This window comes from Sporosarcina thermotolerans (genome assembly GCF_042658975.1).
In the GTDB taxonomy this organism is placed as follows: Bacteria; Bacillota; Bacilli; order Bacillales_A; family Planococcaceae; genus Sporosarcina; species Sporosarcina thermotolerans.
On sequence record NZ_JBHSRM010000013.1, the window covers coordinates 319836 to 336644 of the forward strand.

Consider the following 16809-nt stretch of genomic DNA (forward strand, 5'->3'; position numbering starts at 1 on the left):
TTTAGTCACCTTCCTTGTTTAAAAGTTAAAATTTCCAAATCCACCCATCTGCCCTGTATCGGTCATCATATGGTTCTTCTCCATCATTTCATATGTGATTTCCTGATCTGGATCTGTTCGTAATTCGATAATATAATCAAAGTCTTCCATGTCGTATTCGGAGTGCCGAACAAACATGTCCGGATGTTCGACAACTTTAATAGAAGGCATACCCATCATCTCACGTACAAGCTGCATATGCCTCTCATCTCCCGATTTACGTGAAACAATGCCATCTAAGATGAAAATATTATCTCTGGAGAATTCATCTCCAGCTAGGGTGCTTCTAACGGTTTGTTTTATCATCGTGGAAGAGAGGAAAATCCATTTCTTATTCGCACATACACTCGCGGCAACTACTGACTCCGTCTTTCCGACCCGTGGCATTCCACGTATTCCGATTAACTTATGCCCTTCTTGTTTAAACAATTCCGCCATGAAGTCAACAAGAATACCCAGTTCACTCCGGAGGAATCGGAACGTTTTCCGGTCATCAATATCCTGTTGGATATATCTTCCATGCCTTACCGCTAAAATATCGCGTAATTTCGGCTCACGGATCTTCTTTACTTGAATGGTTTCCATTGTGGATGCAATCAATTCAAAACGTTTGATTTGATCATCATTTTCTGTCCTGACCAGCATTCCCCGATGGCCACCATCCACACCGTTGATCGTAATAATATTAACGCGAAGCATCCCTAAAAGTGAAGCGATATCTCCAAGCAAGCCAGGTCGATTCACTTGTATCTCGTACTCGACATACCATTCACCCATTCGACACACTCCTATCGTTCCCTATATCCAATTTAGGATAACCAATAAAATAGAAACCGTTCATTTGCAACCCTTATGAAAGTACCCAGGGTATAGGACGCGCGAGTCGCAACTTAGTTCTATAATAACGGATAAATGGGATGAAGAAAAGTAAAAAAGAAAAAGGGGAACAATATCTCCCCTTTTTAAATTCAAATATACCACCCACCATTTAATTTCACTATTTCACCAGTTATATAATCCGCTTTTCCACTGACTAAGAAACCCGTAAGTTCTGCAACTTCCTCAGGCGATCCAGTTTTTTGTAAGGGGATCTGCTCAATAACCATCTGTTTATCCTCTTCCGACAATTCATCATTCATTTCCGTATCTATCCACCCAGGAGCTATTGCATTCACACGAGTACCCGTATATGCCGCCTCCTTAGCATACGCCTTAACGAAAGCATGTTGGGCACCTTTTACGGCAGAATACATGACTTCACCTGCAGCACCTGTGTTGCCCCAAATCGAACCGATAAAAACAATATATGATACTTTGTGACTTCGTAATTGAGATGATATGTAACTTATGAACAAGGATGGATTTTGCATATGCACTTTCCAAAGGGCATCCATGTCTTGTTGCGTTGTATCCGTCAAAAGTTTAAGCATTGATTGTCCAGATGCGACGATAACTGTCTGGACATGACCTACTTGGTTAGCAAGTATTTCAGCACCATCATCTTTTGAAAAATCCGATTGAACGAGTTGGAAATCCCCGTTCGGATATGACTCGGACAATTCTTGTTGAAGGAGCGAAACCCGCGTTTTACTTTTGTTGAAATGAAGGTACAAGGACCAGCCATCAGCTGCCAACTTACGGCTGATGGCTTCTCCAATACCTCCCGATGCCCCAAGGATTACTGCATAACGTTTCATGTTCAGTTTTCCTTCGCTCCAGGAACAATCGTCATAACTGTATGACTGTTTAGGTCTGATATCGTAGAGAAGGCGTCTTTCAGGTGGTCAATAGTCATCTTTTCAAGAGTTGGGACAACGTCGAATAAATTCATATCATTAAAATTATAAGTTGTGAATTGGTTGGAAATGAATTCAATCGAATTCAGCGAGCGCATAAATTGGCCGATTCTCCGCTTTCGCGCACGTTCCAAGTCCGCCTCAGTAACTGTCCAATTTTCAACTTGAGAGGATAGTGTCTTCCGAATTACCGCTTCCAGATCAGTCGGATTCTCGGTATCAGACTCCACCATTGCAAATCCAAATCCCTTTTCCAAAGTGAAATCATAATTATATGTTTCATCGATCAGATTGTCATTATAAGCTTTCGTGTAAAATTCGGATGTTCTACCAAACAGAATGTCAAGCACAAGATGGACTGCTAAATCTTGACGAATCATTTCATCACCTTTAAGATCTGTCCGGTTACATTTCATGCCAAAATTGAATTTCGGTCTTTGGACATCCATTTCAAGTACAGTTTTCTCCGTTGTAGCCTCCAACGGCTCTTTCGGAAATTCCCTTGTAATCTCTTCAGGTTCAGAAAACTCCTTCCCCTTCTGATCTTCCTTGATGAAATTCATCATTTCTTCCGGGTCAACTGCTCCAATTACGAAAACTGCCATATTCGAAGGGTGATAAAATGTTTCGTAACATTCATACAAATGTTCAGCAGTAATTTCCTCTATTGTTTCAATAGTCCCCGCAATATCGATTCTGACAGGATGTTCTTTGTATAGGCTTTCAATTGTTCCGAAATAGTTTCGCCAGTCCGGATTATCATCGTACATCGTTATCTCTTGAGCAATAATCCCTTTTTCTTTTTCAACCTTTTCTTTCGTAAAATATGGCTCTTGGACAAAATCTAACAATACCTTCGTGTTTTCATAAAGGTTTTCAGTCGTTGAGAACAAGTATGATGTCCTTGTAAATGATGTGAACGCATTCGCACTTGCACCAAGAACTCCGAATTTCTGGAAAACATCCCCTTCTTTTTTATCGAACATCTTATGTTCTAAAAAGTGGGCGATGCCATCGGGGACTGTTACAAAATCCTTCTTCCCTCTTGGGATGAATGTTCTATCAATCGAACCGTATTTCGTTGTAAATGTGACATATGTTTTGGAAAATCCTCGTTTAGGTAAAATATATACACTTAACCCATTATCAAGCTTTTCGTGGAATAAAGTTTCTTGTAAATTGTCAAAGCTTATCTTTTCCATCATTATGCCTCCCTTCCGGATAACAAGTAGATGAGTTCCAATTTAATCTGTGAAGCCATCTGTTTAATATCTTCGATGGTGACCGACTTCCACTGTGCAATCCATTTATCGGCAGTGAAATCCTCATCAAAGTATTTATATTGATCATAAATTTCGATTTGCCCTCTTGCGGAATCAAAGGCGCTTCGAATACTGTTTGATAATAAAGCAACGGTTTGCTCAAGTTCCATATCCGTCACATTACCCTTCTGTAAAGCGTCAATTTGTTCTCCAATCAATTTAACAGCTTTCTCTTCAAGCTCTGCATCAATCCCTGCCATTACGTACACTACGCCATAATACGCAGCGTAGGCGCTATTTACAGTGTATGCCATGCTCTCTTTTTCACGGACATTCATGAATAATTTACTATGTGCAAATCCACCGAATACCCCATTTGTAACTTGCATTTTAGGATAATCTGGATGATAAAAGGAAACAGGCGTACTATATCCTACTTGCAATTTCCCTTGCTTCATATCCTGTTTCTCAAAAACCGTTTGGATATCTTTCACTTCATTCGTATCAAGTTCGGAGGGCTTACGGACAAACTCCCTCTCTTGAAAATTAAACATCTCTTTAATTTTCTCGATTAATTCTTCCTCTTTGACATCTCCAACAATATAAATGTCAACTGCATCATTCTTCAACATGTTCTCATATGTATCGAGAAGCGTTGCACTTGTAATGCTTTCTACGTCTTCTTCAGTTCCGTTAGCCGATATCGAAGCTGGGGTATTTGGGCGCATTAAATCGAACATGCGCTTATGGGCATATCTTGCTTTATCATCATAGATAGAACGGATTCGTTCAATTACTGTTCGTTTTTCACGACGAACGATTGATTCATCAAATGAGCCATCTTTGAAATTCGGTTTAAAAATAACAGTTTGTATCATTTTCAATGCATCATCAAAAACACCGTCAGTTGACAGATACTCGTCGTTAACACACTCCATATTTAGAGAAATAATATGTGTATTGTCACGTTTACCCGCATCCAAGTAAAATACGGTGCCATAAAGTTCATCCAATGCCTTTCGTAGCTCACTTTGTTGCGGATACTCAGCATTTGAATCTTGAAGTACATTCGATAATACGGCACGATGCGCGGCTTGTTTTGCGTCTAATTCTGAAATCCATTTAATAGACATCGTAATTGTCTTGAATTGTTCCGTCTTTCGAATATATAGATTGACGCCCTTTTGCAGCACAATTTTCTTAAACATATGAACACCTCGTTTTTCCTTTATTATACGAATACCTTTCTACACTATACATTCCACAACGTTGCCAGAGCAAAATAAACGCATTATTTATAACTTTGCACAAAAAAACTGCCCAGAATCCATAGAGGAATCTGGGCGACTGATTGTTATTTATCTACTACCCTTAATATACGGCACACCACTAGCCTTCGGTGCGTTCGCTTTTCCAATAAATCCAGCGAGCGCTAAGATCGTCAAGACGTACGGTAGTATATGGAAGTATACAGTTGGTATTTTTTGAATGAACTCTATATCGATTGACCCTGCACTGATTGCAAGTGTTTGAGCGAACCCGAAGAATAAGGCAGCTCCCATTGCACCAATCGGATGCCATTTACCAAAAATCATAGCAGCCAACGCCATGAAACCTTGACCATTTATCGTCGCGTGACCAAAATCGCCTGTCATCGTTTGGGAATAAATTGCCCCACCAATACCTGCAAGACCACCGGAAATGATAACGGCAGCATACCGGATTTTCGTGACATTGATCCCCATCGTATCTGCAGCCATCGGGTGTTCACCTACTGAGCGAAGACGGAGGCCGAATGGCGTCTTGTATAGGACGAACCATGCGATAAACGCAACAACGACTGCCAATACTGAAGTTCCGTAAAGGGATTTGAAGAACATCGGCCCGATTATCGGGATATCCTGCAAAATTGGAACGTTAACGCGCGGAATTTTTTGCTGAATGAAATCAGTCTGCCCTTTTCCAAACATCATTTTTACAGAAAATAACGCAATTGCAATTCCTAACATATTGATCGCTACCCCGGAAACAACCTGATCTGCCCGGAAGGAAACGGAAGCGACAGCATGCATGATGGAGAAGATTGCAGCAACAAGCATCGCAGCAAGCAGGGCAATCCACGGTGTCCATCCGCCAAATACATTAACAAAGGCTAAATTGAAAACAATACCTACAAACGCGCCCATTACCATAAGACCTTCAAGTCCAATATTGACAACACCGGAACGTTCGGAGAAAACGCCACCTATTGCTGTAAGGATGAGAGGGGCTGCATAAGCGATTGAAGTCGGGATGATAAAATATAGTACTTCTAAAAAGCTCATGTCATTTCGCCTCCTTTTTCTTTTTCAGACGTTGCAGTCCAACACGGATGATATATCCTGAAGCAACAAAGAAAATGATAAGTGCAACGACGATTGAAACGATTTCAAGCGGTATATTTGCAGCATTCGGCATATTATTCGCACCATACTTAAGTGAACCGAACAAGGAAGCTCCGAAAATGACACCAAGCGGAGTGTTTGCACCAAGTAGGGCAACCGCAATACCGTCAAATCCAATACCAGTGAAACCGCCTAGACTAGTCATGCTTCCAAAAGTCCCCAGACCTTCCATTGCGCCAGCAAGCCCTGCAAACGCACCGGAGATGACCATGGAAAGGACAATGTTCTTTTTAACATTCATCCCTGCATACTGGGAAGCATTTTCGTTGAATCCGACTGATTTTAACTCGAAACCAGTTTTTGTTTTTTCCAAGATGAACCACATTACAATAACCATCGCAAGGGCAACAAAAATACCATAGTGAAGCGTTGAGTAATCTGTTAAATTTGAAAGGAAATCTGACCGCAATGATGCTGTCGGCTGGATTTTTTCCGTTTTATAGCTACCGTTAGAAACTGTTTTGATTAGTGCATTCACAACATGAAGGGCAACGTAGTTCATCATAATCGTTACAATAACTTCATGCACCCGAAGTGTAGCCTTCAAAATCCCTGGGACAAGTCCCCATAGGGCACCTGCCAATGCTGCTGCGAGTAAAGTAATTGGTAGATGGATAATCATAGGTAATTCAAATGCTGCACCCACATATACTGCCGCAAACCAACCGACCATCAACTGTCCTTCAACACCAATGTTGAAAAGACCTGTACGGAATGCGAATGCTACAGCAAGTCCGGCAAGGATATAGGGACTAATTTGCCGAATCGTCTCACCAATAGCATAGCTGTCTCCAAATATTCCATTCCAAAGAGCTATATATCCGTTTACCGGATCATAGCCACTGAAAAGCATAACAATCGCTCCGACAAGTAAACCAAGTAGGATCGAAATGACTGGAACTAAAATATTAATAACTCTATTTGACATCTCGATCCACACCTTCTTTCAATGCATCTTTTCCTTTGATGGCATGACCTGCCATCAAAAGACCTAATTCCTGTTCATTTGTCTCAGCTGGGATAACAGTGTCTACGATTTGTCCATCATGGATAACCGCAATACGATCCGAAACATTCATAACCTCATCCAGCTCAAATGATATTAAGAATACTGCTTTCCCGTTATCACGCTGTTCGATTAGCCTTTTATGAATAAATTCAATCGCACCTACATCGAGACCCCTTGTCGGCAATGCGGCAATAAGCAAATCAGGATCTCTCGATACTTCCCGTCCGATGATCAATTTTTGTTGGTTTCCGCCTGATAGGGCACGGGCAAGTTCCCATTCCCCTTGCGTACGTACATCATATTCTTCTATGATGTTATTAGCATTTTCGGAGATCACACCATAGTTCATGATGCCATTCTTTGAAAATGGCTCGTGGTAATATTCTTGCAATGCGGCATTATAGCCAACAGAAAAATTAAGTACAAGTCCATGCTTATGTCTGTCTTGCGGAATATGTCCCAAGCCTGATTGAGTTATTTCCCTCGGACTCATGCCAGTAATATCTTTCGAATTAATAGTGATTTTCCCGCTTTTAACTTTTCTAAGGCCAGCAATCGCTTCGATCAACTCGGTTTGTCCATTTCCGTCAATACCTGCAAGACCAACAATTTCTCCTCTACGGATTGAAAGATTTAAACCTTTTACTCTTTCAATTCCCCTATTATCCGTAACAACAAGATCTGTGACGGACAATACTTCATTAGTTGGATTCGCCGGCCCTTTTTCTGTTTTAAACGTAACTTGTCTTCCGACCATTAATGTTGCCAACTCTTCCGGATTCGTTTCTGAAGTAACAACTGTCCCGACTCCTTGACCTTTTCGGATGACGGTGACTCGATCAGATACGTCCATAATCTCCTGCAATTTATGAGTGATCAAAATAATCGACTTGCCTTCAGTTATCAACTTCTTCATAATGGTAATCAATTCTTGAATTTCCTGAGGAGTTAGTGAAGCCGTTGGTTCGTCAAAGATTAGAATGTTCGCTCCACGATAGAGTGTTTTTAAAATTTCAACGCGTTGCTGCATCCCAACAGATATATCCTCGATTTTCTCATATGGATCTACATTCAAACCGTAAAGTTTAGAGATTTCTGCGACTTTTTTCGCAGCATCCTTGATGTTTACGACACCCATTTTTTTCGGCTCACTGCCAAGGATAATATTTTCGGTAACAGTCAAATTTTCCACAAGCATGAAATGTTGATGAACCATACCGATTCCTAAATCATTTGCTACGTTTGGATTCGAGATATTGACCTTTTTTCCATTGACACGTATTTCTCCATCTTCAGGTTGATATAGCCCGAATAATACGTTCATCAATGTAGATTTCCCTGCGCCATTTTCACCTAATAACGCATGGATCTCTCCTTTTCCCAATTGTAGAGTGATGTTGTCATTCGCCCGGAATTCACCAAACTTCTTTGTAATGTTCAACATCTCAATGACATATTCCAATGGTTTCACTTCCTTGTATAATAATATAACGTTAATCTTCAGGAAAAAATTAATACAATAAAAGATTCTGTTTTACCACAATAAGTGGAATTACCCAATATAAAAGCGTATGACCTAATCATAAGCTCATCTATATTGATAAAGAACCTTTTACTCTATTAATTTACTACTAACTCTCGTTAATACATTAAATAAATGTATCCCACAAAATCCATATCCACAACAAAGGCCGGACTAAACCGGCCCTTATTGCTGTTTATAAATTATTTTAGGGATTCAGATACTACGATTTCACCATCAGCGATCTTTTTAGCGTATTCGTCAATTTGCTTAAGAACATCTTCAGGAAGTGCACCACGTGAATCTGCAAGTTTTACGCCATCATCATGAAGACCGTAAACTTTTGTTTCTCCACCTGGGAATTTACCTTCCTTAGCAAGTGCTGAGATGTCTTGAACCGCTACGTCAACACGCTTAAGCATAGATGTTAATGTAATGTTGTCATCACCAACTTGACCTTCGTCGTATTGGTCGGAGTCAACACCGATTACCCATACATTTGCATTTTTATCTGCTTGTTTACGTTCTTTCGCTTCAGAGAAGACACCGTTACCTGTTCCGCCAGCTGCGTGGAAGATAATATCTACGCCTGAAGAATACATACGAGCCGCTTCAGCTTTACCAAGTTCAGCTTTGTCAAAGAATCCAGTGTATTTAACGTCTACTTTAATATTAGGATTTACTGCTGCAACACCTTCAACAAATCCAGCTTCGAAACGGTTGATAACCGGGATATCCATACCGCCGACAAATCCGATCTTATCGGATTTTGTCATTAAAGCTGCTGCGACACCCGCAAGGAATGCACCTTCTTGCTCTTTGAATAGAATGCTTGCTACGTTCGGCTCATTAACTTCACCGTCAATGATTGCAAATTCCTTGTCAGTTTGTTGACTAGCAATCGTTCCAATCGCATCTTCCATCATGAAACCAACGCCAAATACGAGGCTGAAATCACGGCGGGCAAGCGCATTTAAGTGAGTAGTGTAGTCTGCTTCACCTGTTGACTGAAGATATGTGTATCCGTCTCCTTCAGTTAACCCATTGTCTTTCCCGAACTTTTGGATCCCTTCCCAAGCTGATTGGTTGAAGGATTTATCGTCAACACCACCGACATCCGTAACCATCGCTACTGAAAAGTTTGATTCATTTCCACCTTTTGATGATGTAGAATCTTTTTTGTCTTTGTCCGTACCACATGCACCAAGTAATGTACCTGCTGCAAGAACCAATGATAATGCAAGACCGTATTTACGTTTGCTCACTGATTGGACCCCCCTGTTTTTTATTTTGGTATAAAATATTGACGTATGAACGTCTATTTAAAGACTCTTGGAAAATTAGCAACCGCTTACAGAATCAGTACAGGTGAGAATTGCCACCTGTAATTGGATGAAGGGTTACCTAATATTTTTCCAATTGACCTTATACCCTTTTTCGAACTACATGAAAGCTGAACTTATCGGCCCTAAAATAATTTTTAGAGTAAAGGACCATTTCGCCTTCTTCACTATAATGATACTGAATTAATACGAGCAAAGGAATGTCCACCCCACATCTTAAAATTGATGAGGCTTCATCATCATACCCAACAGGTTCAATATTCGCTATAGCTTGGGCAATTTTAATCTTACCCGATTTTTCGAGCGAATCAAAAATAGATTCTTTCAATAAGTCTTCTGCCCCAGCATTTAAATTCCTGGAAAGCACATGATCGATACAGTATACAACTGGATCTCCATCTGCTGTTCTAACCCTTTTAATTGTAACAAGACTATCTTCCGTTCCGCAATCAAATTTTCCCATCATTTCATCAGTAGGGGGATTCTCTTGAACCTCCATAAATATGGTACCTGGTTCCATTCCTGCATCACGTATCATCGAGGAGACGCTTGAAAGTTGTTCGATACCGGACGAAAATATTGGGCGCGGATTAACGAAAGTACCTACTCCGTGTTTACGAATAATCACTTTCTCTTCTTCAAGAACACGCAAGGCTTCCCTTAGTGTCGCCCTGCTGACGCCTAAATTCCTCGCTAACTCAAATTCCGAGGGGAATTTCTCATTTTCTTTGAAAATACCGGAGTCAATATCACCCTTTAAACGTTCAATTACCTGCACGTATAAATGCCTTTGATCCGTCTTAACCAACATGTTCAATCCCCCCTTAGTGAGGTTAGACCTCAGACGTGTTACATCTTTCCTAATCATTCATACTATATCATCTTCATCCTACAAAATAAACAGTAGATTTTATATAAACAAGATTTTTAGATAGTAAATTGTTACAATCTTGTTTCTATAGTCATAATAATCATTGATGAATATCCACTTCACTTTGGGAAACAAGGACTTGTCTCGGCTTACTACCCTCCGGAGGACCTACGACCCCACGCATTTCCATTTGATCTACAATCCGGGCAGCCCTAGAATAACCAACTCGGAAACGGCGCTGCAACATAGATACAGATGCCGTCTGCATCTCTATGACCAATTGAACAGCATCATTGTATAGTTCATCTGTTTCTTCATGTGGCTGTACTTCCTCGATATCAGTCGGGATCATTTCTTCTTGATATTGAGCCTTTTGTTGTTCTATGACAAAATTGACAATACTCTCGACTTCCTGATCGGAAACGAAAGCCCCTTGAATTCTTACTGGCTTCGATGCACCAGCAGGCAGGAATAACATATCTCCTCGACCCAAAAGCTTCTCGGCACCGGATCCGTCTAAAATTGTCCTTGAATCTACAGAGGATGAAACAGCGAAGGCGATTCGTGACGGAATGTTCGCCTTAATGATCCCTGTAATGACATCTACACTTGGACGTTGAGTCGCAATGATTAAATGGATGCCCGCAGCTCTTGCCATTTGAGCAAGACGAGTAATCGAATCCTCGACATCACTCGAAGCAACCATCATTAAATCCGCAAGCTCATCAACAATAACAACTATATAAGGCATTTTCGGATGTTTTTCATCGTTTTCTACATTCCATTGTTCAATGTGATCATTATACCCCTCAATATTCCGGGTTCCTGTATGCGAGAATAATTCATATCGACGTTCCATTTCTGATACGACCTTCTTCAAAGCTTGGGAAGCTTTCCGAGGATCGGTTACAACCGGTGCCAACAAATGAGGTACTCCATTGTACACATTTAATTCAACCATTTTAGGGTCGATCATCATCATTTTAACTTCATGTGGCTTGGCACGCATTAAAATACTAATGATGATGCCGTTGATGCAAACACTTTTCCCACTACCCGTCGATCCCGCAACAAGGACGTGAGGCATTTTATTCAACTCGGCCATCATTGCTTGTCCAGTCACGTCGCGACCTAACGCAATCATCAATTTCGAATCAGGTCGATTGTTTTCCTTCGCTTCAATCACTTCCCGCAAACTCACAATAGCGACAGAACTATTTGGAACTTCAATTCCGACAGCTGATTTCCCTGGAATCGGTGCCTCGATTCTAATATCACTTGCTGCAAGGGCAAGGGCAATATCATCCGCTAGACTAACGATTCTACTAACTTTTACACCTGTGTCCGGGAGCACTTCATACTTTGTAACTGCAGGACCTAAATGAACTTGTTCAACTGTTGCTTTCACACCAAAACTTAAAAACGTTTTTTCCAGTTTTTCGGCATTGGCTTGGATGGAAACAAATTCAGCTGATTGGTCATTAGAAGGGGACTGGAGTAGTAATGAAGGCGGCGGAAGAATATATGAAACATTCTCCTCCTCCCCCGCAACACCAGAATATGTGTCCATCTGATTTTGCTCAGGGCTGCTCGTTTCTTCTTTTTTCTGCTCTACTGGCCTTTCCATCTCTGCTACAGCGGCTTGTTCATCAAGGGTTGACTTATTAATATTTTCCTTGAAGTTAGAAATAATCGGTTTAGAAATGATTTCTTGTTGTTCACCCACATCAGGTGTGAATTCTTGCTCCTTATCATTATCAGTTTGTTTCCCTTTTTGGGAACGCGACATTCTTGATGGTACAGACGAATCTTGTTTTTCTTTTGGTTTCTTTTCGTTCTTTCTGTTCTTTTCGTTCCTTTCGAATTTCGACTTAAAGGATTCTGCTATTTTTGGATACAATTCCAATAAATATGGAACAAATGCTTTACCGGTTAATAGAATAATACCAACCAACAATAGGAGTACCCCTGCGACAGTCGCACCGGAGGAATCGAATAATGTATGGAATAAAGCAAATAGGATGGCACCTATTAATCCCCCGCCAAGTGCCCCGCTTCTGGAAACTATTCCTCCATTAGTTACAAGGACTTTCCATGTTTCTTTAATTGCTGAATTCGTCATAAGTACTTTGCTTTCATATAGTTCTTTGAATAAATGGATATGGCTAAATAGTAATAAACTTGCAAGTATGAACAGACTACCCCCAACAATACGATTTTTCCATCCTACTGTTTTACGATTGATCATGAAAAGAAGTGCTTGTACGATCAATAAAAATGGGACAGCTCCATGCCAATTACCAAATAGCAGTCTCGCAAATGAAGACAGACCCCTTCCTACCATTCCAAATTCAAAAATAATAATAATAGCGAAGCCAATCATTGTTAAACCTGAAACTTCATACACTAATGGATTAATGCCATCCTTCTTTTTCCGTGAAGCACTGGCCTTTTTTCGTTTCTTCGATTTTTTGGACATGTTTCCTCCTCCTTTCACAAAAAGGATTTCCCGCCGTACGGTCGGCATGGAAATCCTTTTTCGTTTTTAGTTGAATTAGTACTCCATAATGATTGGAATGATCATTGGTCTTCTTTTTGTTTGTTGGAACAAATACGAACTCAACGTATCACGGATCTCTTGTTTTATGTTTGTCCATTCGAATGTATCTTTATTCACATACTTTTCGACAATCTTATGGACAAGCTTTCTGGACTCCTCAAGTAGCTCCTCTGATTCACGGACATATACAAAGCCCCGTGACACAATTTCAGGACCTGCGGCAATTTTTTTCTGTCTACGGCTTAGTGTAATGACTACCGTAAATATCCCATCTTGTGACAATAGCTTTCTGTCTCTTAAGACAATATTGCCGACATCTCCTACCCCGATACCGTCAATAAGGATATTTCCAGCCTGTACTCTGCCGCTCATTCTCATCTTGTCATTTTTATATTCGACAATGTCGCCCTTATCAGCAATGAAGATCTGGGATTTTTGCAAGCCGACCTGCTGTGCAAGTTTGGAGTGAGCAATCAGCATCTTGTATTCCCCCTGAATAGGGATGAAATATTTAGGTTGCATTAGATTCAACATTAATTTCAAATCTTCTTGGCTCCCATGCCCGGAAACATGAACGTTACGGGATGAAGTAAGAACGTTTGCCCCGGCTTTCGACAATTCATTGGCCATCTTGAACATAGATACTTCCATGCCAGGAGATGGAGTAAAGGTGATTAGGACTGTGTCGGTCTCTTTAATCTTAATATCTTTATGGTATTTCCGTACAATTTTTTCAAGCGCATCAAGTGGCTCGCCTTTGTTTCCTGTCACAATGATCACAATTTGGTCATCGGTGTATTTTCCAATGTCCTTCACTGAGATGACCACATCTTCTTCTATTTGCAAATAGCCTAAACGCATTCCTACTTCGAAATAGCTTTCTAGACTTTTACCAACTACCGCTACTTTTTTGCCTGTTTCCAAGGCTTTATCGAAAACTTGCTGAATTCTTATGAAATTCGATGCATAAAGTGCAACAAGGATGCGCCCCTCTGCTCCATGGAACGTCGTAGAGAGCTTCTCTTCTATAACCAACTCAGATGTCGTATATCCAGGGCGCTCCGCCTCATTGGAATCAGACAGTAGAATGAACACACCTTCTTCTCCAAGTGCAGCCATTTTTGCAATATCGGGACGGTATTTTCCTTTTGCCGACTGATCAAATTTGAATTCTCCCGTGTGGACAATCGCTCCTTCACTTGTATGGAATACGATGCCAAGAGTGTCGGGAATGCTATGAGTTGTATGGAAAAATGTCACATATGTCCGTTTGAAATTCATACGACTTTTATTTGTAACTTCGAAAAACTTAACACTAGAAGGTGCCGGCATATCCTTCAAATGTTCTTTCGCAAGTGCGAGAGTCAGTTTCGATCCATAGACAGGTGCTTGCACTTTTTGCAGAAGGTAGGCGATGGATCCGATTGCATCCTCATGACCATGAGTCAGAAAAATCCCTTTAACCCTCTCTTTATTTTCCTCTATATAAGTCAAATCAGGAATCACAATATCAATCCCAAGCATTTCTCCCTCCGGGAACATTAGCCCAGAATCCACTATAAAAAGTTCATCGTCAATTTCAATGACGTACATCGCTTTTCCAATTTCCCCAACTCCTCCGAGCGGGATTACTTTTATCACTTCATTTTTTATCTTTGTCACTTTATTTCCTCCTATACTGTTTATAAAAGACTGATTTTGTAATATCGTCCGTCTATGTATGTTTTTATGGGATTAGTGTTTTTACATTCAATAAACATGTCCACTCTTTTATCCCACTTAACCATTATCCATCAAACCTAACATATTTGTTGAGTACCCGTCCACAACGACTAACTTTCATTATACGTGAGAACGCCCCTACTACACAAACAAAAAAAGCCGGTAATCCGCAACCGGCTTTAGTTTATTGAGAAATTTGTAGTTTATTTTTAAATTCGTTCCAAATGGCGTCGAATGATGCGGACTCCCTACCAAATTCTGTTAACGGCATTCTTACCCCTCCGGTATTAATCCCTATTTTCTTTAAAGCATATTTAATAGGGACTGGGTTTGGCGCGGAGAATATTGCTTGAAATAATGGAAGGAGCGTACGGTGCATTTCTGCCGCATTGTTCGTGTCACCTAACTTGAATGCACTCATCATTTGTTGCATTTGTGAACCGACAATATGGGATGCAACCGAAATGACTCCATCACCACCAATCGATAATACTGGTAATGTGAGGGCATCATCTCCACTGTATACTTTGAATCCCTTATCGGTGCCAGAGATGATATTTGATATCTGATCAAGGCTTCCGCTTGCTTCTTTTACAGCTCGGATGTTCTTGATCTTTGATAGCTCGATAACCGTTTCTGACTGCATATTTACTGCCGATCTTCCGGGGATATTATAAAGCATGATTGGAAGGTTCGTTTCACCCGCGATATGGGAAAAGTGTGCAATAATCCCCTTCTGGTCAGGCTTATTGTAATAAGGCGTGACAAGCATTATGCCGTCTGCTCCCAAAGTTTCGGCCTGCCTCGTCAACTTGACGGTTTCCGCAGTATTGAATGTTCCCGTACCTGCAATAACAGGTATTCTCTTGTTTACGATTTCGATTGCGTATTTAAATAGATTTGATTTTTCTTCATGATTAAGAGTGGGCGACTCCCCTGTTGTACCACATACAATCAGGGAATCTGTCCCAGTTGCTATAAGATGTTCAATTAGGGTCTCTGTCAAGTCATAATCGATGTATCCTGTTTCGGAAAAAGGTGTGACCATTGCCGTTCCTATATATCCAAGATCCATACAGATCATTCCTTTTCGTAGCTTACTCTTGATGCAACTCACTGATAACCAAGGAACAAGAAAACCTTTACTTAACTAGTTCCTCTGCGATTTGTATTGAATTCAAAGCTGCTCCTTTAAGCAAATTGTCAGCAACAATCCAAAGATGGAATCCGTTTGGATGATTTGGGTCTTTTCGAATTCGACCAACAAAAACCTCATCTTTCCCTTCTGAATATAAAGGCATTGGATAGACTTGCGAAGATGGGTCATCTTGCAAGACAACACCGGATGCACTCTCAATTGCTGAGCGGATATCTTCCACAGTTGTATTCAAATCCGTTTCGATATAGACAGACTCGGAATGTCCCGTGACAACAGGTAGACGGACACAAGTTGCAGAGACAGCTAATTTTTGGTCCTCAAATATCTTTTTAGTTTCGTTCATCATTTTAAGTTCTTCCAACGTATAGCCTGAATCATCGAATAGATCGATTTGAGGAATCGCATTAAAAGCAATTGGGAAATGACGGTCAGCGGAAGCTGAAGGAAGTATTTCAGCCTTGATACTTGACCGGCCTTCGAATTGTTTACTTTGTTCCCCCAACTCGTCTATCGCTTCAGAACCTGCTCCAGATACAGCCTGGTATGTCGATACGATAATCCGGCTGATACCGAACTTTTCCTTCACTGGTTGAAGTGCCGCAACCATTTGGATTGTTGAGCAATTTGGATTCGCGATAATTCCATTATGCCCCTTCAATGCAGATGGATTTACTTCTGGAACAACTAATGGCACATCTTCATCCATCCTGAATGCACTTGTGTTATCTATGACAACAGCCCCTCTTTTAACGGCCTCATGTGCAAATTTTCGGGAGATGGATCCCCCGGCGCTAAAGAAGGCGATATCAATCCCTTCAAAAGATTCGGGGACAGTTTCTTCTACGATGTATGTTTGCCCACCAACGGAAATCTCTGTTCCCGCAGAACGTTTCGAGGCAAGCATTTTAATGGTTTTTGCCGGAAACTTGCGCTCTATAAGCTTTTCAAGTATTTTCGAACCGACCGCTCCAGTTGCTCCGACAATTGCCACATTTAGATTTTCATTCTTCATTTCTGTCTCCCTTTCATTACAAATAGTAATTCTCTTGAATAAATATACAAGAGTTCATTGGGGAAATTAT

The 16809-nt window shown here is 40.7% G+C and carries 13 protein-coding genes; all 13 read right to left on the reverse strand.

Annotated elements, in window-relative coordinates:
• Positions 1 to 18: 18 nt before the first annotated feature.
• Positions 19 to 816: a YmfK family protein gene (locus tag ACFPZG_RS09450; protein ID WP_317940084.1), complete on the reverse strand. Its 798-nt coding sequence runs from the start codon at positions 814 to 816 to the stop codon at positions 19 to 21.
• Between the two features lie 191 nt (positions 817 to 1007).
• The gene (gene ymfI, locus ACFPZG_RS09455) at positions 1008 to 1736 is read right to left on the reverse strand and encodes an elongation factor P 5-aminopentanone reductase (RefSeq protein WP_317940085.1); all 729 of its coding nucleotides are present in this window, start codon (positions 1734 to 1736) and stop codon (positions 1008 to 1010) included.
• Positions 1737 to 1738: 2 nt separating this feature from the next.
• Entirely contained in the window at positions 1739 to 3037 is a 1299-nt protein-coding gene (gene yfmH / locus ACFPZG_RS09460; RefSeq protein ID WP_317940086.1) for an EF-P 5-aminopentanol modification-associated protein YfmH, read from the reverse strand.
• 2 nt (positions 3038 to 3039) lie between these two features.
• A complete protein-coding gene (gene yfmF, locus ACFPZG_RS09465) occupies positions 3040 to 4305 on the reverse strand; it encodes an EF-P 5-aminopentanol modification-associated protein YfmF (RefSeq protein WP_317940087.1) in 1266 nt (421 codons plus the stop codon).
• A 150-nt stretch (positions 4306 to 4455) separates the two neighbouring features.
• Positions 4456 to 5421, reverse strand: a complete 966-nt coding sequence (locus ACFPZG_RS09470) for an ABC transporter permease (protein ID WP_317940088.1) — start codon at positions 5419 to 5421, stop codon at positions 4456 to 4458.
• A 1-nt stretch (position 5422) separates the two neighbouring features.
• Entirely contained in the window at positions 5423 to 6469 is a 1047-nt protein-coding gene (locus tag ACFPZG_RS09475) for an ABC transporter permease (protein WP_317940089.1), read from the reverse strand.
• Positions 6459 to 8012: an ABC transporter ATP-binding protein gene (locus ACFPZG_RS09480; protein WP_283731757.1), complete on the reverse strand. Its 1554-nt coding sequence runs from the start codon at positions 8010 to 8012 to the stop codon at positions 6459 to 6461. Before ACFPZG_RS09480 ends, ACFPZG_RS09475 begins: the two co-directional genes overlap by 11 nt.
• Positions 8013 to 8275: 263 nt before the next feature.
• A complete protein-coding gene (locus ACFPZG_RS09485; RefSeq protein WP_283731756.1) occupies positions 8276 to 9337 on the reverse strand; it encodes a BMP family lipoprotein in 1062 nt (353 codons plus the stop codon).
• Between the two features lie 160 nt (positions 9338 to 9497).
• Positions 9498 to 10226, reverse strand: coding sequence for a GntR family transcriptional regulator (locus ACFPZG_RS09490; protein WP_317940090.1), 729 nt, complete (start codon positions 10224 to 10226; stop codon positions 9498 to 9500).
• Between the two features lie 160 nt (positions 10227 to 10386).
• Complete coding sequence (locus tag ACFPZG_RS09495) at positions 10387 to 12765, reverse strand: DNA translocase FtsK (protein ID WP_317940091.1); 2379 nt, start codon at positions 12763 to 12765, stop codon at positions 10387 to 10389.
• A 75-nt stretch (positions 12766 to 12840) separates the two neighbouring features.
• On the reverse strand, positions 12841 to 14508 hold the full coding sequence (locus ACFPZG_RS09500; protein ID WP_317940092.1) for a ribonuclease J: 1668 nt from the start codon (positions 14506 to 14508) through the stop codon (positions 12841 to 12843).
• Between the two features lie 244 nt (positions 14509 to 14752).
• Positions 14753 to 15643 carry a 4-hydroxy-tetrahydrodipicolinate synthase gene (dapA, locus tag ACFPZG_RS09505; protein ID WP_317940093.1) on the reverse strand — a complete coding sequence of 297 codons (891 nt, stop codon included), beginning with the start codon at positions 15641 to 15643 and terminating at the stop codon, positions 14753 to 14755.
• A 67-nt stretch (positions 15644 to 15710) separates the two neighbouring features.
• Positions 15711 to 16739, reverse strand: coding sequence for an aspartate-semialdehyde dehydrogenase (locus tag ACFPZG_RS09510; protein ID WP_283731755.1), 1029 nt, complete (start codon positions 16737 to 16739; stop codon positions 15711 to 15713).
• Positions 16740 to 16809 lie beyond the last annotated feature (70 nt).